Source organism: Vicinamibacteria bacterium, from assembly GCA_035570235.1.
GTDB lineage: Bacteria > Acidobacteriota > Vicinamibacteria > Fen-336 > Fen-336 > DATMML01.
This window is the reverse complement of the sequence record DATMML010000091.1, coordinates 81398-101357: the sequence shown is the minus strand read 5'-3', so window position 1 is coordinate 101357 and position 19960 is coordinate 81398. Positions and strand designations below refer to the sequence as shown.

Here is a 19960-nt window from a genome sequence, read left to right as displayed (position 1 = left end):
CCTTCCCGGAGATGTCCCTGCCCGATCTCACGGGCACGCGGCGGCCCCTCGCCGAGACCTGGGCCACGGGAGCGGCGCTCCTCTTGATCGGCCACGGAGACTGCAAGACCACGCGCCAGGTCCTCCCCTACTTGGACCGCCTCCATCGGCGCCGGGGCCCCGGCTCCTCCGTGCGGCTGCTGCTCCAGGACGACGCCGACGCCGCCCGCCGGCTCGTCTCCGAGCTGAAGCTCGAGGTTCCGGTCGGCCTGGAGGAGGACCCCTACCCGCTGGCGAAGGCTCTGGGCCTGGTGGCGGTGCCGACCCTCTTCCTCCTCCGCCACGGGGGCGCAATTGCGAGCGTCTCCGAGGGCTTCAACCGCGCGGAGCTCGAGTCCTTGGCCGTGTCCTTGGGCGTCCAGGGGCCGCTCTTCACCCCCGGGGACGAGGCCCCCGCCTTCCGCCCCGGCTGACTGCCCCGGGAACCCTCGTCGAGGTGACATGTCCATCGCCCTCCTGACCCTGGCCCTCGTGGGTACGGTGGCGTTTGCCTGGTCCACCCTAGGGGGTTACCGCGTGCCGGGCGTCCCCCGGGAGGTGCGTCCCCACTTTCTCATCAGCCTCGTGGCCACCTTCCTGCTCGTGATGGCCCATACCTTCATCATGTTCTTTCTGATCGCGACCGGCGTAGAGATGAAGGGCCTCGAGAACGAGAAGGGATGGGGCGATTCCTTCCGCCGCCGCACCGTGGCCCTGAAGGCGCGCGCTTTCCCGGTGATGACCCTGGTCTTGCTCCTCCTCGTCGCCAACTTCATCCTGGGCGCGGCCGCCCACACCCGCCTCCTGCCGGCCGTGGTCCACGAGGGCCTGGCCTGGCTCACCCTGCTCGTATGCGTGTTCGCGCTCAGGCGTGAGTACGAGGTGCTGGGGCAGAACAACCGGCTCATCGCGGAGGCGGGGAAGCGCCGGGCCGCCCCCGGGGGGCAGGCCCCGCCGCTTTGAGGAGGCCGGGGGATGCCTCCCCGGCCCTCGGGCTTAACCTCCCCCCGCCCCCCCGCTAGCCCCTCCCCGAGGCTCCGGACGCCATGAAGGCGAGACCATCCTTTGGAGATGCGGGCCTCTCTGCCCTCTGAGCCTGGGGCAGTGGGAGGGGCGTGCGGGAGCGGGGCGGAGAGGATTAGGCGGCGGGGGGTGCCTCGAGCTTGGCACCCCCCGGCCGGCCTAGAACGTGTACTTCAGCGAGAGCTGCAGCTGCCGCGGATCGCCCACGCCCAGGCGCAGGAAGCCGTCGAAGTTGAAGAGCGCGGGGGTGCTCAGAGTATTGACGTTGTTCGCGTTGTTGAAGGTGTTGAACATCTCCACGGTGGGGATCAGGGCCGAGCTCTTGCCGAACCGGATGGGCCGCTGCAGACGCCAGTCGAAGGAGAAGTACGCGTTGTCCTTGCGGTCCCAGTTTCGCCCGCGGTCGACGCCGTCAAGGACCCGCGGGCTCGTGGTGATGGGCTGTGCCGACCGGGCCTGGATGCGGGCGTTGCCCTGCAGCCCCCCCGGGAGCTCCCCGTAGGCGAAGAGGTTGAACTTGTGGCGGATGTCGCGGTCGGAGGGCCCGTAGTCCAGGTTCAGGTTGTAAAAGTTGAAGGTGCGCTCCGTGAATGGATCGCGCTCGTTGGAGTCGTCGTCCAGATCCTTGGACAGGACGTAGTTGGCCTCGACCTGGTACTTCTGAGAGAAGCGCTTGCGCACGCCGAACGTGCCCCCCCGATACAGCCCCCGGCCGCGGCTGGTGCTGACGAAGACGTCCCCAAACTGGGGGGCAAACGGATTGTTTCCGGCGTAGGTCACGGTGTCGTAGCTCGCGGGCTGGACGGGAGCCACTCCCGTCCCGTGCGTGTTGTAGTTCAGGAAACGCGTCAAGTAGACACCGTGGGACCACGTGAAGTCCACGTACAAGGACCAATCCCGGGCCACCTCCTGCTCGAACCCGACGTTCGCGGTGTAGATCCGCGGGTTGTGGTAGTCCTTGGCGAAGACGCGGATGCCGCTAAAGAACGGGAAAGTGCCTGGTGCCACCGGCGAGGGCGGCAGGATGCCGGGCCACGTCGGCGTGGGCGCACCGAAGCCGAGCAGGTTGGCGGTGCTCGCGAAACCGCTCTGTTGCTGCAGGCCGTTGGTGGTGACGGAGCCGACCTCGCTGAGCATGTTCTGCCGAGCGTAGTAGATGCCCGCGTTGGCGCGGAGGACGGATTTGCGGTTGCTGGCAATGTCCCAGGCGATGCCCAGGCGTGGTTGGAACTCCTTCGTCTGGTTCGGGATGGTCCCGTCGGATGGGAAGCGGGGGTCGCTCAGGAGCTGGGCGAAGGCAGTGCTCTTCGGGTCCACGGTCGAGGGCATGTACTGGGCGTCCCAGCGCAGCCCGTAGTTGACCACCAGGTTCGGCCGCACCTGCCACTGGTCCTGGGCAAAGAGCGAAAACTCGTTGTTGTTGATGTTCGACGCCCCCGAGGCGTCGGTGACGAGGCCATTGTTGTCGGTGGCATCCAGGAACAGGAGCAAGGGGCCGCCGGTGCTGGTGCTACCGGCCGGGCAGGGCGTCGGGCTCGTAACGTAGCTCCCGTTGGAGCAGGCCGCGGTCCCGGGACCATACCCACCCGGGGCGGCGGGCGATGCGTAGCGCAGGAAGCCCGTCACGCTGTCAAAGATGTAGCGCCCCTCGAAAAAGCCGCGGAACACTTGGTTGTTGTTGGTGTGGAGCCACTCCCCCCCCACCTTGAACGTGTGCTTTCCGGCCACGATCGAGAAGTTGTCCTTGACCTGGAAGCGCGTGATCAGCTCGTCGACGGTGGGCCCGAGGAAGAAGGGATTGCCAAAGCGAAAAGTGGTAGCGAATCCCATGGCGGTGTCGGGGGGCACGTTCGAAGGGGTGGCCGACCGGGGCCGGCTTTCCCGAGAGTAGGTCAGGTGGAACTCGTTGAGCTTGCTCGCGGAGACCGTGCTGAACAGGTTCAGGTTGGCCACGTTGATCTTGGAGGGACCCTCGGTCCCGTTCGCGGAGTCGCCGTAGGTGGCCACGTCGAAGGTCTGGTTAGTGTTGTTCGAGTAGTCGAAGTTGTAGGAGATGGACAGGCTGTTCTTGGCGTCGATGGTCCAATCGAGCTTGGCCAGCGCCGCGTTGTTGTTGATCGTGTGATCGACGGGCAGGCCCTCCTGCTGACCGCGTGTGGTGCGGAAGAAGTTCAGGAGGGCTAGACGCTGGCAGTCCGGGCTGCCGTTGATGAGGGCCTCGTTGGCGGCGAGAGTCGGGGTCTGCACCGAGCAGGGACTCCCGATCGGGTCGGAGAGGTTCGGGCGCTGAAGGTTCTCGCGGATCCCCTCGAAGGCCAGGAAGAAGAAGGCCTTGTCCTTGACGAGCGGGCCGCCCAGAGTGCCCCCGAACTGCTCGCGACGGAAGTTCGTGAGGGGCTTGCCGTCCGACGTGTTCGAGGTCAGACCCTGCAGGCGCTGGTACTCGAAGAGGCTCCCGTGGAAATCGTTGGTGCCGGACTTGGTGATCACGTTGACGACACCGCCCGCCGTGCGGCCGAACTCCGCGTTGGCTCCTTGGGCCACCACCTGGAACTCCTTCACTGCCTCGAGCGTGATGTCTATGGCCGCCCGCTGGCCACCCATCTGCTCCCCGAAGAACCCGTTGTTGTAGTCCCCCCCGTCCAGGCTGATGTTGTTGAAGATGCCGCGCTGGCCCGAGAATGTGATCTCATCCCCGTCCGGCCCCTGGACGATGCTCACCCCGGGGGTGAGCGTCAGCAGGTCCTCGAACTTGCGGCCCAGGATGGGGGTAGTGGCGATGGTGTTCTCGTTGAGCGTGGTAGAGACCTCCGTCCGGGACGTGTCCACGGTCGGGGTCCCGGTCACGGTGACGGTCTCCGAGGCCGCGGACACCTTCAAGGTCGCGCCCAGGTTCGCGGACTGGCCAACGGTCAGGGTGACGTTCTCCTGGACCAGGGTTGCGAAGCCCGCCCGGGTGATGGTCACCGTGTAACGGCCCGGCGCCAGCTGGAGGAAGACGAACCGACCATCCGCTCCCGTGGTCAGGGTCCGCTTCACGTTGGTGTCGAGGTTTCTGGCTTCGACTTCGGCTCCCGGCACCACGGCTCCGGAGGGATCGACCACCGTGCCCTGGATCACGCCGGTCGTGATCTGTGTCTGCGCCCAGGCGGTTCCGGCCACGGCGATGCACGCCATCAACACGAAGACGAAGGCATACCGTCGGATCAGCATGTTCCTCCCCCTGGAAAAGGCCTCTGCGCGGTTAGCACAGTGATTTGAGCGGGACTATATCCGCCGCGGCCTGGCCTTTCAAGGGGAAAATGAGCTCGGCCCGACTCGTCCAAAATGCCGAAGCGGTTCTCTTACCCGCCGGAGTCGTAATTCGGGCGTGATTCCCCGCACCCGGGTAGGACTAAAAGCAAGCTATCTTGGAACCGTGAGTGAGGGGGCAGAATTTCCCCCCGGGAGCCCCCCATGCGACGCGTCAGGGAATTGTGGACGGTGGTGGCGTTGGCGGGGCTGGCCGGTTGCCTGGAGCCCACCAAGAGGTGCGGAGGGCGAGAAGGGCACATTGGGCGCGACCTCTTCCAAGACGGGCAAGCCGGCCCGAACCGATGAGCCGGCGCGATCGTTTCCATCCTTGCTGAGGCTCGACCCGGTGAGGGTCCCCGAGGGCACCAGGCTCGCGCTGGTCCTTGGCCAAGCTGGCCCAAGAAGTGACCATCCATCTGACCCGCGGAGTGACTCTGGACTAGAGATGGCTCTTGTCGGCGGGGCTGGCCGGCCCCGCGGAGGGTTTGGGCTGCAGCCGCTCCCGCAGCCAGGCGATGATCCCGGGCAGCAACGAAAGGAAGATCACGACCGCCACCACGACATGGATGTGCTTCTCCAGGTCGGGTACGGCCCGGGCCAGGTAGTAGCCGGTTAGGGTCATGCTCGCCACCCAGGCCACACCCCCCACCACGTTGTAGGCCGCGAACCGGCGGTAGGTCATCTCCCCCGCTCCCGCCACCACGGGCGCGAAGGTACGGACGATGGGCATGAAGCGGGCGATGATGATGGTCTTGCCCCCGTGGCGCTCATAGAAGCGTTGGGTTTTCAGCAGGTGCTCGCGGCGGAACAGCAACGAGTCGGGCCGGCGGTAGAGGGCTTTACCCAGGCGGTAGCCGATCAAGTAGCCGGTAGCGTCCCCGATGACGGCCGCGGCCATGAGGGCCAGGTTGAGGTAGATGATGTCGAGGTCGCCGCGCGCCGCGAACAGCCCCGCCGTCACGAGCAGGGAGTCGCCGGGAAGGAAGAACCCGACCATGAGGCCGGTCTCGCAGAAGACGACGAGGATGAGGCCCCCCATCCCGCCCAGGCGGATGAGCTCGGGAACGTTATAGAGCCGGCGGAAGACCTCTCCGACGAATTCCCAGATCCGGTCCAATCCTCCATCCTTCCTTAGTGAGCGGTCGCCAAACGGGGCATCTTAGCACCCTCCCCTGGGTGGTCCGGGCGCGCGGCTGGGCTGAGCCGGTCAGGGCTGGGAGTCCGTGAAGTCCACGGTCGGCTCGCCGTCCCAGTAGTAGTCGAGGGCCCGGAGCCGCCGCGCGATCTCTGCGCTCTCGGAGAAGCCCGACCGCACGTAGTAGTAGTGCGTGTCGTAGGCATTCCGGCCGAAGCAGGCCGCCAGCACGTAATGGTTGTGCTCCGCGTAGTTCTTGAGGGTCATCACCATCTGGTACCAGCGTGGCCCCAGGGAGCGGTTCTCCACCCGCTCCCCGCTCGTGGGGACGGCGGGGGAGAAATATGCGTGGAAGAGGATGACCTCCGGCCCATAGCGGTCGATATACTCCGGGCTGAGACCGCCGCGGGCGACGACGGGGTCGTTCAAGCCCCAAGCGTCAAGGGTCCGCCAGGTCGAATAAAGCGGCAGCAGGCCCGCCTCGGTTGTGGCCAGGCCGTAGTTCCGTCTTCGGTATTCGCGGAGGAGGAGGGCCGCGTCGTAGAGCCCCATGCGGCGAGGTGCGACGTAGCGATAGAGGGCGTGCTGATAGAGGGCGAGGCCGGTCATGACGGCCAAAGCAACGGGCCACACCAGAGCCCCGCGGTGAGCCACGGTCCTCATCCCTCCGACCCTCTCCAGGAGGCCCTGCCCTACCGGCACCCAGGAGACGAGCAGGAGGGGCAGGATGGGATACCGGAACCTCATCACGTAGTTGGTCTCGTCGGAGATCAGGATCCAGAGAGCCGTGAAGGTCAGGACGGGGAGGAGGGCGAAGAGAGCCCACCGCCGGAGCCCCTTCAGGCACAGGCCCACGACGAGAACGAGCAGGAAGGGAGGGCCGAGGGCCGCGAGGTTCTTGAACGACTGGCGCAGGGAGTACCAATGCAGGACTCCGGCGCCCTTCTTATAAAAGGGGTTGGGAAGGGGGTGGCCGAAGTAGCTCCAGCGCCAGAGGAAATAGGCGAGGCCCAGGGTCAGGAAGATGCCCAGGAAGGGGATGAGGATTCTGGACGTACCGGGAGCGCGACGCCCGTAGAGAACGGCCAGAAGCATGAACCCGGCCAGGAACACTCCCTCCGGCCGCGCCAAACCCATGGCGAGGGAGGCCAGGGCGAAGAAGAGCGACGAGCCCGAGAGCTCCTCGACTTCCACGGCCAGGAGGCGGTGGGCGTGATACCAGGCGGTGAGCGCGGCCAACGCGAAAAGCGGAGTTCCGTAGCAGGCGGCCAGGTGGCGCAGGCCCGGGCCCACGGCCAGGAAGACCGCGGGGAGGAGGGCCAGCGCCCGCCCTCCGCCGAAGAGCGAGCGAATTGAGAGAAAGACGCCGATCACGGTGAGGGCGTGGGCGGTGAGGCCCAGCGCCTGGGCCGCCCCCTCGAGGGGGAGGCCGACCCGGTGCAGAGCGGCCACCGCGACCATGAACAGGAAGTCGGTCGCCCCGTCCACCGGTTTCTCGCCCACGTTCCAGACCACGCCGTATCCCTGGGCCAGGTGCTGGGAGTAGCGGAGGAGCATGGCCGCGTCCTCCTCGGGCCGTCCCGCGAGGTCGATCTGAAAGTGGACGTAGGTCCCCAGGAAAAGGAGGAGGGCGAGGACGCAGAACGCGTCCCTTCCGTCGAGGCGCCGAGCGACTCCCGGGTCCTCCAAGCGGCGATTAGGCTAGCACGCCCCCAGCCGGCGCAGAGCCCAGAGCGCGTGCTCGCGGACGAGAGGGTCCTCGTCCTTCGCCAGCGTCTCCAAGATGGGTTTTCGGGAGGAGTCACCCGAGTTGCCCAGGGCGACGGCCACGTTGCGCAGAAGGCCGCGGCGCCGGGCCCTCTTCACCGGGCTCCGGCGAAAGCGCTCGCGGAAGGCCGGATCGTCGAGCGAGGCGAGGTCACCCAGATCCGGAGCCGCCAGGCCGGCCCTCGGCGCGAAGGCGGGACCGCCACGCTGGCGCCGCTTCCGATTCCAAGGGCAGACGTCCTGGCAGATGTCGCAACCGAAGACGTGGCGGCCCAGGTCGGCGCGCCGTTCCTCGGGCAAGGCACCCTTCACCTCAATCGTGAGGTAGCTGATACAGCGCCGGGCGTCGAGGACATAGGGCGCGGGCAAGGCGCCGGTGGGGCAGGCCTCGAGGCACGCGGTGCAGCTCCCGCAGAGGTCGGGCCGGGGAGCGTCCGCAGGCAGATCGAGGTCTGTCACCACCTCCCCCAGAAAGAACCACGAACCGTGCTCGGGGTGCAGCAGGCAGGTATTCTTCCCCCAGGCCGCCAGCCCCGCGGCCGCCGCGTAGGCGCGCTCCACCACTGGTCCCGTGTCCACATAAGTGCGGGCGGTGAAGGAGCCGGCCTCCTGACGGAGGGCCTCCACCAGCCCCTCCAGCATCGTCTTCATCACGTCGTGGTAGTCGTCTCCCCAGGCGTAGCGAGCGATCCATCCCCGGTCGCTCGGAACCTCCGTGGAGTACGGATAGGGGGTGTCGTACTGCAGGCCCACCGCGATCAGCGAACGAGCCCAAGGAAAGGCCGCCCGCAGGTCCTGGCGACGTGCGACCTGGGACGTGAGGTAGCTCATCTCCCCGGCGTGGCCGCGGGCGATCCATTCCGCGAAGAAGGCCAGCTCAGGGGGCGCGTCGGCACGGGCGATCCCGACGAGGTCGAAGCCCTTCTCCCGGGCCAGGCTCTTGGCGTGCAGCGCCAAGGCGAAAGGGTCCATCTCATGCCCTGCCGCGCCCGCGCCGCACCAGGCCGCGGACCAGCGTGAGCTTCCTCTTTCAGACCGGGATAGGGCCCGGCGCCTCCGAATAGCGTCGGCGGTGATGTCCCGCCCCTGCCCCGACGACTGGTTCACGCCCCCCGCGGTGGATAACGTGGGCGCCGAGCAACATGCAGAGAGTATAGCGGCTAGGTGTGGATCGGGATCTGGAGGCTCCCCACGCGGATGAAGAAACGGCCTTCCTCTTCGGCGACGTTGTCGAGCAGGCTTTGGTGGGCGGCCCGGGAGAAGACGGCTCGGCAGCGCCCGCCCCGGGCCAGGCACTCGAAGCGCCCGCTCTCCTCGTTCATGGAGAGGGAGCCGGCGGTCACGACCTCTTCTGTGCCGTCGTCGAGGAGCGCGTGCACCTCCCCCTTCGTCCCATCCAGGACCAGGCTCATGACCTCGAAGGGCGGCCCCTCCACGGTCACCGGCATACGCTGGGAGCCGTCCGCGATGAAGGCCCCCCCATCGTCGAAGACGAGTCGGGTCTTCAGATGACGGAGGGACGGGGTGTGAATGATGGGGAAGCCGCCGACGCGCCAGGCGCCGTCCGGCAGCACGCGCACGCCCTCGGGAATCTCCCAGAAGGAGGCCACGGCCCCGAGTATAGCCGAGCGCTCGTCGCTCCGGACGCCGGCCTTGAGAAGGCCACGGCCGGACCCGGCGTGAAGTCCGCGCCATCGGCTCCGGGGCGGTCGGGGAGCGTCCCGCTCCCGGTGCCGCCCCGGATATAATCGAGAGCGGTGTTGCTGGAATGATGCAAGTCGCCCTGCCCGAGCCCATCCTGGCCGCCCAAACGGACGAGGTCCAGAAGCGGATCGTCCGTGCCAAGCGGGAGCTGGGAGAGCGCCTGGTCGTCCTCGGTCACCACTATCAGCGCGATGAAGTGATTGTCCACGCTGATGTTACCGGCGACTCTTTCAAGCTCGCCCAAGCCGCGGCCGCCCGCCCGCATGCCGAGTTCATCGTGTTCTGCGGGGTTCACTTCATGGCCGAATCGGCGGATGTTCTCTCCGCCCCCAGCCAGACCGTGCTCCTTCCCGATCTGGGCGCGGGCTGCACTATGGCGGACATGGCGGCCATCGACCAAGTGGAAGCGGCCTGGGACGACGTGACCGCGGTGGTGGGGGGAGAGGTCCTGCCCGTCACCTACATGAACTCTTCCGCCGAGCTCAAGGCGTTCGTGGGCCGCCACGGTGGCGCGGTCTGCACATCCTCCAACGCCCGCGCGGTGCTGGAATGGGCCTTCCGACGGGCACCCCGGGTACTCTTCTTCCCCGATCAGCACCTGGGCCGCAACACCGGGTATCGGATGGGCATCCCCCTGGAGAACATGCCGATCTGGGACCCCTACGAGGATGCGGGCGGCCTCACGGAGGCGGAGGTCCACGCGGCCCGGGTGCTGCTCTGGAAGGGCCACTGTTCGGTGCACAATCGGTTCACCGCGGACATGGTCGACGGTCGTCGGCGCGAGATCCCCGGGGTCAAGGTCATCGTCCACCCCGAGTGCCGCTTCGAGGTGGCGCAGCGGGCGGATGCCATCGGCTCCACGGAGGGCATCCTGCGGACCGTTCGGGAGAGCCCCGTGGGCTCCCGGTGGGCCGTGGGGACGGAGCTCAACATGGTGAACCGCCTCGCCCGAGAGGTGGCCCCGGCGAGGCAGGTCGTCAGCCTGGACGACTGCTTCTGTCTCTGCAGCACCATGTTTCGCATCGACCCTCCCCACCTGCTGTGGGTGCTGGAGGGCCTTTTGGAGGGCGAGGTACGGAACCCTGTCCGGGTTGGGGAGGCCACGGCCCGCGAGGCGCGCACGGCCCTCGATCGGATGCTGGCCATCACCTGATCGCGCTGCGGAGCGCAAGCCCCGCCATCGTTACTTCTCCAGGCGCAGGCCCTCGACTAGTTTTGCCCGCTGGTCCGGGCTGAGCGATTGCCCCTCTAGGCTGCGCAGAAGGCCGTCGACGTTGGCGGCCACCGGCCGGTACCCACACCCCGGCAGCATCACGGGGTACGGCTGCCAGAGGAGGGCGCGCGGATAATCGCGGCACATCCCGGGGCGCGAGTCGTAGCTGTCGCAGGACCGTGTGGTGGGGTCGAAGTGCGTGCAGCGGAAGATGAAAGTCCGGTGTTCCCGGTCGCGGCCCACGAGCACGAAGCCGTTCACGCGCTCCTGCCAGGCGAGGAAGAGGTGTCGGAGGGCGCGCGAGTACCAGGTCGGCCGTCCCACCTGGATGGCGGGGGCCTCACAGCACCGCGCGCACCGGCGACACTCCCCGCCCAGCCGGAAGGGGGCGCCCGCCCGCCACCGGCGCCAGACCCGGTTCAACCCTATGTTTAGAGTGAAATTCCAAAGGGCCACGCGCTTGAGGGCGCGCCGCCCAGGCCCGTCCCTCACAGGGGGGCCACCGTTCGCGTCCGGCCGCGTTTGGACGAATCCCGTCGCATGGACCTACCCGGGGTGTTGCCTCGCAGGCTCTATGATAGCGGCAGAAGGTCGGCCACGACGGACCGATCCCTTCACGGGTCATATCGCGTTCCGGAGCCTGCGCCCCGTCTACGGCGTGGGCAAGTTCCCCGCCGCGGACATCCAGACCGCACGCGATCGCGTGTTGGCGGAGGCGGACGCCACCTGGTTGGTGGCGACCGCTAGCCACGGTCACGCCTTGGCCACCGCGGTCAGGGTGGGACCCTCGGCGGGCCCTTGACCTGCGCGCGAGCCTCAATTGCGGGCGCGAGTAGGGGCGGATAGAGTCGAGCGTCCCATGGCGCCTCCCCTCCCCCCGGCTCCGGTCAGCGGCGTCCCCGACCTCGTCCGCCGGCTGGGCCTGTTCGACGCCACCATGCTCGTCATGGGCGGAATCGTGGGATCCGGCATCTTCATCAATCCCTACGTGGTGGCCCGCCAGGTGGGCACGCCCGCCCTCATCCTCGGGGCTTGGGTCCTGGGAGGCCTGATCGCGCTGGTGGGCGCTTTGGTGTACGCGGAGCTGGCCTCCCTGCGCCCCCAGGTGGGAGGACAATACGCCTACCTCCGCGAGGCCTTTCACCCCGCGGCCGCCTTCGTCTACGGCTGGTGTCTGCTCCTCGTGATCCAGAGCGGAGGCATGGCTGCGGTCGCGGTCACCTTCGCGCGCTATTTCCACGAACTGAGCCACGCGCCCCTCGCGGACGGTGCGGTTGCGGTTCTCGTCCTGGCCCTGCTGACCGCCGTCAACTGCCTCGGGGTGAGGGCGGGGAGCGGCCTGCAGAGCGCGCTCATGGTCCTGAAGATCGGGGCTATCGTCGCCATGGTGGCGGCGGGCATCTACTTCGTCGAAGGATCGCGCGCGCGCTTCACTCCCGTGCTCGATCGGCCCTATTCCTTCGACCTCCTGACCGCGATGGGGGCCGCCCTCGTGCCCACACTCTTCGCTTATGGCGGCTGGCAGACCTCGAGTTTCGTGTCCGGGGAGCTGCGCCGGCCAGAGCGGGATCTTCCCCGGGGCCTGCTCCTCGGGGTGGTCGGAGTGGTGGGGCTCTACCTGGCCGTCAATCTGATCTGCCTCCGCGTCCTGGGCCCCGAAGGCCTAGCCGCCACCCGTGCTCCCGCTTCCGCGGTGATGCGCCAGGCCCTGGGCGAGCGGGGGGCGGTCTTCATTGGAGTGGGGATAACGATCTCCACCCTCGGTTTCTTGAGCCAGGGGATCTTGACCGCTCCCCGCGTCTACTACGCCATGGCGCGGGACGGGCTCTTCTTTCGGAGCGTCGGCTGGTTGCATCCCCGGACCCGCGTGCCGGTCGTGGCGATTGCGCTTCAGGGCGTGTTGGCCATGGTCATTGCCCTCTCCGGCCGCTATGAGCAAATCCTCAATTACGTGGTCTCGGTGGACTTCATCGCCTTTGGCCTCACCGGGGCCGCCCTCTTCGTCTTCCGGCACCGGGGCGAGGTGGGTGCCTTCCGCACGCCCGGTCATCCCTGGACCACCGGGTTCTTCGTGGCCGCATCCTGGCTGGTGGTACTCAACACCGTCTACCGCTACCCCACAAACGCGCTGATCGGGCTGGGCCTCCTGCTGGCCGGGATCCCGGCCTACCTCTTCTGGCGGAATCGGGGAGCCACTCCATGAGCCGGGTCCTCTCCTCCGACTACATGGAGTGGGCCAAGACACGTTCGGGGGCCAGCTTCAACCTGGCCTCCAGCGGAGTGGAGGCCTATCCGCTGGCGGAGCTGCCCGTCCGCCCGGAGGACCTGGAGTTGACCGGCTCCAGCTTCTACGGCTATCCGCCCCTCCAGGAGCGTTTGGCGCAGAGGGCGGGGACGACACCCGACCACGTCGTGGCCGCCACCGGCACGTCCATGGCCAACCTCCTGGTGTTGGCTAGCGCGGCTGAGCCCGGCGACGAGGTCCTGATCGAGCATCCCACCTACGCGCTGCTGGTGGATGCCGCGCGCTACCTTGGACTCGTGGTCCGCCGCTTCCCGCGGCGGAGCGAGGAGGGTTTCCGCCTGGAGCCCGACGCAGTGGCGGCCGCCATCTCGCCGAAGACCCGTATCGTCGTCCTCACCAACCTCCACAACCCCTCGAACGCCTTCGCCAGCGAGGAGACGCTCCGAGCGGTGGGGGAAATCGCCCAAGGCGTGGGGGCCCGGGTGCTCGTGGACGAGGTCTACCGAGAGGCCTTGGCCGTCCTCGGCCGGCCCACGCGCTCGGCCTTCCACCTCGGCCCCGCTTTCGTCGCCACCTCCAGCCTGACCAAGGCCTATGGCCTCGGGGGGCTGCGGTGTGGCTGGGCCCTGGCCGATCCCGACCTTGTTCGGCGTATGTGGCGTCTCAACGATCTCTTCGGGGTGGTGCCGGCCCATCCCGCGGAGCGGCTGAGCGTGGTGGCCCTCGAGCACCTGGACCGGGTGGCGGCCCGGGCCCGGGCACTGCTCGAGACCAACCGCAACGTTGTCAACCGGTTCCTGGCTTCCCGGGCGGACCTATCGGCCCTTCCCGTGGACGCGGGCATGATCGCCTTCCCCCGCCTCCTGAGGGGCGACGTGGACGGACTCTGCGCGCGACTCCGCGACCGTTACGACACCACCGTAGCCCCCGGGCTCTTCTTCGGCCTGCCCGACCATTTCCGGTTGGCCCTCGGCTGCGGTCCCCCCATCCTGGCCGCGGGCCTCGAGCGCCTGGGCCGGGCCCTGGAAGAGGCCCCTGAGTCTCCCTGAGGACGCCTTCAGGCCGGGCCGCCGGGTGGGGTTGGCAACGGGGGAGCAAACCCTGTTGTAGACTTCAAAAGGGAGTCTTTTCTTGGGGAGAGTCGATGTCCGAATTCATTAGAGCCATCGCCGCCTCAGACCTCGCCCCCGGCACGGGGACGGAGATCAGTCTGGGGGGAAGGGCGGTGGCCCTCTTCAACGTGGGCGGTAGCTTTCACGCCATCGGCAACACGTGCCTGCATCGGGGAGGGCCGCTCGGCCAGGGCTTCGTCGAGGGGCCACGAGTGACCTGCCCCTGGCACGGCTGGAGCTTCGACGTGACAACCGGGGAGAATGTGATGAATCCCGAACTCAAGGTGGTCCAATACGAGGTCAAGGTAGAAGACGGGCAAGTCCTGGTGAACCTGGAGCCTTCCCGATGAGCCGGGGCTGGCTCGCCCTCATCCTCCTCGTTCCCGCCCTGGTCCTCGCCCAGGCTCCGCCCTCACCCCCGCCCCGCCCCTCGCCCCCGCCCAGTCCCTCGCCCTCCCCCGCTGCCGAGCCGGCCCCCTCCTTCCCGAGCCAGGTGGAGCTGGTGACGGTGGACGCGGTGGTGACGGACAAGAAAGGCAACCCCGTCCCCGACCTCACCAAGGACGAGATGCAGATCACCGAGGACGGCGTCCCCCAGACGATCACCAGCTTCGAGACGATCTTACTTTCCCCCGAGCCTCCCCCCGCGAACCCCGCCCCCCGTCCTTTTGTCTCCACCAACACCGACCCCCACGTCCGCACCGCCCGGACCTTCGTGGTTGTGTTCGACGACATCCACCTCACGCCCTTCATGGCCCTCCGGGCCAAGGGAGCGGTCGGGGAATTCCTGAAGAACGGGGTGCGGGAGGGAGACCGGGTCAGCGTGGTGGCCACGGGAGGGGGCGCCTGGTGGAGCACGAAGATGATGGCGGGACGCGACGAGCTCCTGACCCTGGTGAAGCGCCTGGACGGCCGCTACATCCCCGACACGTCGAACGACCGCATGACCGACTACGAAGCCATGCGTATCCACATGTATCGCGACGCCCAGGTCCAGCAACGGGTCCAGCGCCGCTACGACACGTACGGGGTGAACCCGGCGGCGGGCTCCAACCCGACCGGCAGCAGCACCGGCAGCAGCAGCAGCCTCGCCGGCGGAGAAGACCCCTACATCACCGGCAAAGCTTCGGAGGTGTATTTCGCGGCCACCACCAAGAACCGCATCACCCTGGAGACGATGGAGCGGGTCTTGAACGCCCTCGGCACCACCAAGGGCCGCAAGTCGATCATCCTCGTCTCCGAGGGCTTCATCTACGACCCCAACCTGGACGAATTCAAGAGGGTCCTCCAAGCCTCCCGCCGCTCCAACGTTGCCGTCTACTTCCTGGATGCCCGCGGGCTGGAAGGGATGCCCCTGGCCATGACCGCGCAATTCGGGCCCGCGTTGCCCGAGCAAGACATAGGGTCCGCCTTCATGGAGACCATCGAGGCCTCGGAAGGGGCGGAGTCCGTGGCTGCGGACAGCGGCGGCTTCACCGTCCGCAACACCAACGACCTCGCCAAAGGCATCCAGCGCATCGCGGACGAACTCCGGGCCTATTACCTGCTGGGCTACAACCCCACCAACACCGCGCGGGATGGAAAGTTCCGCAAGATCTCGCTCAAGCTGATCGGCCGGAAGGGCCTCCAGGTGCGGGCGCGCAAGGGCTACTACGCGGCCACGGACGCGAAGCCGCCCGCCCGTAAGCCGGGGACCCCGGACCCCATCATCCAAAGGGCCCTGGACTCGCCCTACGAGGAGGAGGCGATCCCGCTGCGCATGTCGGCCTATGTGATGGAGGAGAAGCTTCTCGGCAAGGCGGCCGTGCAGGTGACCACCGACGTGGACGTGCGGGGCTTTGCCTTCGAGGAGAAAGAGGGTCGCCTGGTAGACAACCTGGAGCTCCTGCTGGTCGTGGCTCACCGCGAGTCCGGCGAGTACTTCCGGTACGACCAGAACGTGGAAATGAAGCTGTATCCCCAGACGCGGGAGAGGCTCGCCAAGAGCTGGTATCCCCTGGTTCGTGATTTCGAGCTGGCCGCCGGGGGTTACCAGGCCAAAGTCGTAATCCGGGACAAGAACTCGGGGCGGGTGGGTACGCTGATCCACGAGTTCGAGGTGCCGGACCCGTCAAAATTCCGCATCTCCACCCCCATCCTCAGCGACATCCGCCACGTCCCGCCCGACGGCGGCATGGGCGGCCCGCTGGGCCGGCTTTCCCGGCGGAGCTTTGCCAAGGGAGCGACGCTGTTCTGCGATGTGGAGGTCCACGGTGCGGCCAAGGATCCCAAGTCCGGCATGCCCCGGGTGACCATGGGCTACGTCGTGCACGGACCCGACGGCAGCAACTTTCGGGCCGTGAGCCCCTCCCCGATCAGCCCCACGTCGCTGGGAAGGCTCATGCGGCGCGTGGGCTTCTCGCTCGAGGACGCCGCCCCCGGGGAGTACGAGATGGTGATCACTCTTCTGGACGAGCTCTCGGGCAAGACGCTCGAGGACAAGGAGCCGTTTACGGTGGAGCCCGGCGAAGGCTAGCCCCTAGAGGGGAACCCCCACCTCTTCCGCGGCTTCCTTCACCGACTGCACCGCCCGCTTCAGCGGCTCCAGCCGCCGGTGCAGCTCTGCAAAAAGGGGAAGGAGGACCTCGCGCCCTTGGGCGGCGTCGTCCCGGGTGCGACGCACGCCGTGGCTCACCTCCTTCAGGGTGTCGGTGATCTGGGAGAGTGCGGCCTCGATCTGCTGCTGGAGCTCGGCCGCCCGGTCCCGGGTCGCGTCCAGCAGCTGCGACGTCCGGGCCTGCACGATCCGCTCGTTCACGGCGGTGAGCCGGTCCTGGAAGTCGGCCTCCAGGCTGGCAAAGACCTCGCCCGCCGTTCCCAGTCGCTGCAGGGCCTCCACTTGCCGCGCCTCCATGGCCTGGACCAGGACTTCCACGCGCTCGGTCAGCCCGGTCTGCGCGGCCTCCAGCCGCAAACGGAAAGACTCCTCGGCCTGGGCCACTTCCTCCAGCGCCGTGCCGAGGGCAGCCTCTCCCGTGCTGACGCCCTCCTGCAGGGAAGCCAGAGCCCGCTCCGCCTCTTCTTGGGCGGCCCGGAGGAGGGTCGGAGCCTGCTTCAGGATCGTGAGATCGATGGCCGTGGCCTGGGCCACGAGGGGACCGACCATGGGCACGGCCGCCAGAGAGGAATTGAGAGCGGGGGTCAGAGCGTCCAGGCCCTGCTCCATCAGCGCCCCGCGGGCCACGGACCCGTCGCGCAGCTCGCCCAGGGCGACTTCCACGCGGGCCAAGACCTGCTCCGCATCCGCCCGCCGCTCCCGCAGCTCCCGCGCCGCCTCCTCCGCCTCCAACCTCAGCGACTCCCCGTCCGCGATGAGGGCTTCCACGCGGGGGGAGAGGGTGGGGAGGGTTTCCGAGAGCGCCCTCAGGGTTTCTTTCAGGGTTTCGGCGTCGATCATGACGGCGGTTGCCTCCGGGGGTGATCCTCGGTCCTCAAGCGAACGGGTTCATGGCGTCCAGCATCTCGCTTATCTTCTCCACCGCATCACGGACCGGTGGCAGCTGGGGGAGCAGGGGAGAGTAGCCGGCGCTCACGTCCACTCCCTCGGCGAGGGCGCTTCCCACCTCCTCCAGCTCCTCCCGGAGCTCTCCACCCCGGTCGTCTACCGCCTGGTCAAGGGCGGAGGCGGCTGCCTCCCGGGCCGATACCCAGTGCGGGGCCACCCCATCGAGTAGGTCCGCGCTTCTCTCGATCGTGTTGTGGCCGAAGACTTGCCCGGTCTCCGACGACTCTTCAAGACGCGTGAGCGCGCCCCGGCCCATCACCCCTAGGGGGTTCTCCTCCAGGGGGGACAGCCGGTCCGTGGTTTCCAGGGTGAGGCCGCGAAATCCACCCTCCGCAATGCTCAGGAGGTCCCCCGCGGCGAGGTCGCCCAGGGTCTGTGCCTCGAGTTGGGCCTCGGTGACGGCGGCGGACAGGCTCTCCGCGGCGTGAGTGAGCGCGGCCTCCAGGACTGCGAAGGCCTGGTCGGTGGACAGAACGAGTGAACCCACCTCTTCCTCCAGCGTACCCAGGGTGGCTTCCAGCTCACCCAGGTCCTCGGACCAGGCCATCCGCTCGCGTTCCAGGGCCTCCCGGGCGGACTCGACCTCCAGTCCGAACCGGTCGCCGGTCTCCGAGAGGCGCGGCTCCGCCTCGGCGAGGGGGCCGCTGAGTCCGGATGTGAGGGCCTCCGTCCAGGCCCGCACCGCATTGACACCGTCGAGTTGCACAGAATCGAGGCGCTCGACTCCCGCGGCCAGCGTCTCCGCGAAGGCGGCCAGCGCGGCCTCGGCCTCCCGCCCGCCACCGTGGAGGGCCTCGCTCTCGGAGACGATCCGCGCGCCTGCGCTCTCGAGTTGCGCCCGCACCCCGCCCAGGAGGCCCAGGAACTGCTCCAGACTCTCGAGCGGAGTGGAATCGGCCATGAGCAAGTTACCTTGGACCCTGCAGCCTCAGAAATGGACGAAGCTGTAGTGCCGTAGCGTCTCCTCCACGTCCCTTACCAGACCGAGGGTGGCGTTCAGGCTCTCCTGGGCCTCGCGTCCGACCTCGTTCAGCGCGTCCCCGTCCTTCTGGACCGCTGTCCCCCCATCCTCGGCGAGCGCATTCAGCTTGTGCAGCAGCGTTTCCAGGGATGTTCCCAAATCGGCCAACTCGTTTAGGGCTTGTTCGTGTCCGGCCGCGACCTCGTCCACGGCGCTCTCCGCTCCCTCCGCCACCGTCCGCTCGGCAGCTTCGAGGGACTCGCGGACCGAGGCCTCCGCCCCCTGGAGCTGGGCCAGCAGCTCCTCTACCGCCGCGTTGACGGTGGGCACGGCCTCCCCCACCAGGAACGCCCCGAGCGCCTCCGTCCGCTCACGGATGCCGTCCTCGAGCTCGCGCAGCTCCCCCGCCAGGTCATCATGGAGGTCGGCCTCGGCCGCGGCCAGCGCCTGCTTCAGCTCCCCCTCCAGCGCCTCCGCTCGCTCGCGGAGGCCCTGCGCGGCTTGCTCGGCCTCGGCCAGCCCCTTCTGGAGTGCGGGATCCACCTCGCGCAGCCGTCCCGCGAAGGCCTCCAGCTCCTCCTCGATGTGCTCCTTCTCCTCCTCCGCCTCCGTAGCCAACCGCTCGTAGCTCCCCCGGAGCTGGAGGAGGGCCTCCTGGGCCTGCGTCCCCTCCCCGAAGAGCTCCTGGGCCTCAGCCGCTATCTCGGCCGCGGCCTCTGCCGCCAGCCCGCCCAGCCGGGACCACTCGGCTTCAGAGTCGGCCACCGCCCGTGCGAGCCGCTCGCGCGCCTCGGCCAGGCGAGCCTCGGCCGCGTCCACCCCCAGAAGGAGGGCGGTGGCCCGCTCCAGGGCCAGACTGCCGGCGACGTCCAGCTCAGCCATGGGGCCGCTCCCCGATCCTCGTCTCTACCGCAGGTTTCGTATAACCGTCCTCTGGCTATCGTTGGTGGCCTTCATCAGGTCCGAGAGGGTCTCGAAGGCCTTCTGCAGCCGCCGCTCCTGCTCCTGCGCGAACTCCTCGGCTGCCCTCATCCCCCCTTTCAGCCCCTCCGCTGACTCGGCCAGGCGCACAAGGGCTTCGCGAGCGAAGCGCTCCCTCAGGCCCAAGGCCGCGCGCTCGGAAAGGGAATTGAGGGCTCCCGCCAGGTCGCGGGCCTGCTCCTGGAGGCCGAGCCCCAAGGCCTCGAAGGTCTTCAGAAGGGCGTCGAGCCGCTCCCGGAGGGACTCCTCGAAGACGCGGAGCTCCGCGAGAAGGAGGCTCCGCCGGTCGCGGAGGGTGGTGCGGGCCGCCGCCGCCTGCTCCCGGAGAGCGCCCAGGGCCGCCCGCGCCGCCTCCTGTCGGGCCTCGGTTGCGGCCTCGAGCTGCCGGACGCGGTCCGCGTACGCGGCCACGTCCGCCTCCGCGGCCTGGGCCCGGGGCTCCAGCTCGCCGAGCACCCGCTCCTTCTCGCCCCGTAGCCCCGCCAGCTCGGTGTGAAGCCGGCCCAGGAACTCCTCGGCCTGGGCCCGCAGGGCGACGTCGCGGGCTTGGCCCGACCGGAGGGCAGCCAGAGCGGCGGCGGTCTCCGGGCGGACCAGCTGGCCGTCCCGCAGGTGGCGCTCCAGGTCGACCAGCCGCCGGCGGGCCTCCTCGTGCTCGGCCTCGACACGTTCCCCGAGGCTCGTGGCCTGCTCGAGCAACCGTTCCGCCCCCTCCGCCACCTGGGCTGCCTGCAGGGCCACGGCCTCGGCCTCCTGGGCGGCCCGGCTCAACAGCTCGTTCATGTCGGCCATGATGGGAGCTCCCTGGGGCCCGGCTTCCGACAAGGGACGGGGAAGCTGCTTCCCCCGCCACGAACCTACGGGGCCGAGCGGTTGGAGGGTGTGCGCCGGCTCACGGCCATTCTACAAGTCGGAGTCCGCGTCCTCAACGTGCCGTTCACGCTTCCCGCGGCTTCAGCCAAA

General features: G+C 68.4%; 18 protein-coding genes. 8 read left to right on the top strand and 10 right to left on the bottom strand.

Translation table 11 applies throughout. The annotated features are described in order from the left end of the window. The first annotated feature begins 11 nt into the window (after positions 1-11). Positions 12-452 (top strand): hypothetical protein, encoded by a 441-nt coding sequence (locus VN461_16865; protein ID HXB56447.1) that lies wholly within the window; start codon positions 12-14, stop codon positions 450-452. Between the two features lie 28 nt (positions 453-480). Further along, positions 481-981: a hypothetical protein gene (locus VN461_16860; protein ID HXB56446.1), complete on the top strand. Its 501-nt coding sequence runs from the start codon at positions 481-483 to the stop codon at positions 979-981. Positions 982-1200: 219 nt separating this feature from the next. Here VN461_16860 and VN461_16855 read toward each other — a convergent pair whose 3' ends face one another. The 5 genes from VN461_16855 to VN461_16835 form a co-directional block, all read right to left on the bottom strand. Next, positions 1201-4254, bottom strand: a complete 3054-nt coding sequence (locus VN461_16855; protein ID HXB56445.1) for a TonB-dependent receptor — start codon at positions 4252-4254, stop codon at positions 1201-1203. Between the two features lie 520 nt (positions 4255-4774). Then, positions 4775-5452 carry a VTT domain-containing protein gene (locus VN461_16850; protein ID HXB56444.1) on the bottom strand — a complete coding sequence of 226 codons (678 nt, stop codon included), beginning with the start codon at positions 5450-5452 and terminating at the stop codon, positions 4775-4777. A gap of 90 nt (positions 5453-5542) precedes the next feature. Then, positions 5543-7159 (bottom strand): hypothetical protein, encoded by a 1617-nt coding sequence (locus tag VN461_16845; protein HXB56443.1) that lies wholly within the window; start codon positions 7157-7159, stop codon positions 5543-5545. A gap of 12 nt (positions 7160-7171) precedes the next feature. Continuing rightward, entirely contained in the window at positions 7172-8209 is a 1038-nt protein-coding gene (gene queG / locus VN461_16840) for a tRNA epoxyqueuosine(34) reductase QueG (protein ID HXB56442.1), read from the bottom strand. Positions 8210-8397: 188 nt separating this feature from the next. Then, the gene (locus VN461_16835; protein HXB56441.1) at positions 8398-8847 is read right to left on the bottom strand and encodes a hypothetical protein; all 450 of its coding nucleotides are present in this window, start codon (positions 8845-8847) and stop codon (positions 8398-8400) included. A 158-nt stretch (positions 8848-9005) separates the two neighbouring features. Here VN461_16835 and nadA point away from each other — a divergent pair, with 158 nt between their 5' ends. Continuing rightward, positions 9006-10094 (top strand): quinolinate synthase NadA, encoded by a 1089-nt coding sequence (gene nadA, locus VN461_16830; protein HXB56440.1) that lies wholly within the window; start codon positions 9006-9008, stop codon positions 10092-10094. A 30-nt stretch (positions 10095-10124) separates the two neighbouring features. Here the strand turns inward: nadA and VN461_16825 are convergent, their stop codons facing one another. Next, the gene (locus VN461_16825) at positions 10125-10646 is read right to left on the bottom strand and encodes a YkgJ family cysteine cluster protein (GenBank protein HXB56439.1); all 522 of its coding nucleotides are present in this window, start codon (positions 10644-10646) and stop codon (positions 10125-10127) included. An 82-nt stretch (positions 10647-10728) separates the two neighbouring features. On the opposite strand from VN461_16825, the gene VN461_16820 reads away from it, so the two are divergent. The 5 genes from VN461_16820 to VN461_16800 all read left to right on the top strand — a co-directional run bounded on the left by VN461_16820 (position 10729) and on the right by VN461_16800 (position 16026). Then, complete coding sequence (locus VN461_16820; protein HXB56438.1) at positions 10729-10956, top strand: hypothetical protein; 228 nt, start codon at positions 10729-10731, stop codon at positions 10954-10956. A 57-nt stretch (positions 10957-11013) separates the two neighbouring features. Next, positions 11014-12357, top strand: a complete 1344-nt coding sequence (locus tag VN461_16815) for an amino acid permease (protein HXB56437.1) — start codon at positions 11014-11016, stop codon at positions 12355-12357. Then, positions 12354-13448, top strand: a complete 1095-nt coding sequence (locus VN461_16810) for a pyridoxal phosphate-dependent aminotransferase (GenBank protein HXB56436.1) — start codon at positions 12354-12356, stop codon at positions 13446-13448. Before VN461_16815 ends, VN461_16810 begins: the two co-directional genes overlap by 4 nt. 95 nt (positions 13449-13543) lie before the next feature. Then, entirely contained in the window at positions 13544-13861 is a 318-nt protein-coding gene (locus VN461_16805; GenBank protein ID HXB56435.1) for a Rieske (2Fe-2S) protein, read from the top strand. After that, the gene (locus VN461_16800; GenBank protein HXB56434.1) at positions 13858-16026 is read left to right on the top strand and encodes a VWA domain-containing protein; all 2169 of its coding nucleotides are present in this window, start codon (positions 13858-13860) and stop codon (positions 16024-16026) included. The genes VN461_16805 and VN461_16800 overlap by 4 nt, the downstream gene beginning before the upstream one ends. 3 nt (positions 16027-16029) lie before the next feature. Here VN461_16800 and VN461_16795 read toward each other — a convergent pair whose 3' ends face one another. Genes VN461_16795 through VN461_16780 form a run of 4 tightly spaced genes read right to left on the bottom strand, consistent with a single transcriptional unit; the run spans position 16030 to position 19789 of the window. Continuing rightward, on the bottom strand, positions 16030-16947 hold the full coding sequence (locus VN461_16795; protein ID HXB56433.1) for a hypothetical protein: 918 nt from the start codon (positions 16945-16947) through the stop codon (positions 16030-16032). A gap of 34 nt (positions 16948-16981) precedes the next feature. Then, a complete protein-coding gene (locus VN461_16790) occupies positions 16982-17956 on the bottom strand; it encodes a hypothetical protein (GenBank protein HXB56432.1) in 975 nt (324 codons plus the stop codon). Positions 17957-17983: 27 nt separating this feature from the next. Continuing rightward, positions 17984-18898 carry a hypothetical protein gene (locus VN461_16785; protein HXB56431.1) on the bottom strand — a complete coding sequence of 305 codons (915 nt, stop codon included), beginning with the start codon at positions 18896-18898 and terminating at the stop codon, positions 17984-17986. A gap of 24 nt (positions 18899-18922) precedes the next feature. Beyond that, positions 18923-19789 (bottom strand): hypothetical protein, encoded by an 867-nt coding sequence (locus tag VN461_16780; protein ID HXB56430.1) that lies wholly within the window; start codon positions 19787-19789, stop codon positions 18923-18925. Positions 19790-19960 lie beyond the last annotated feature (171 nt).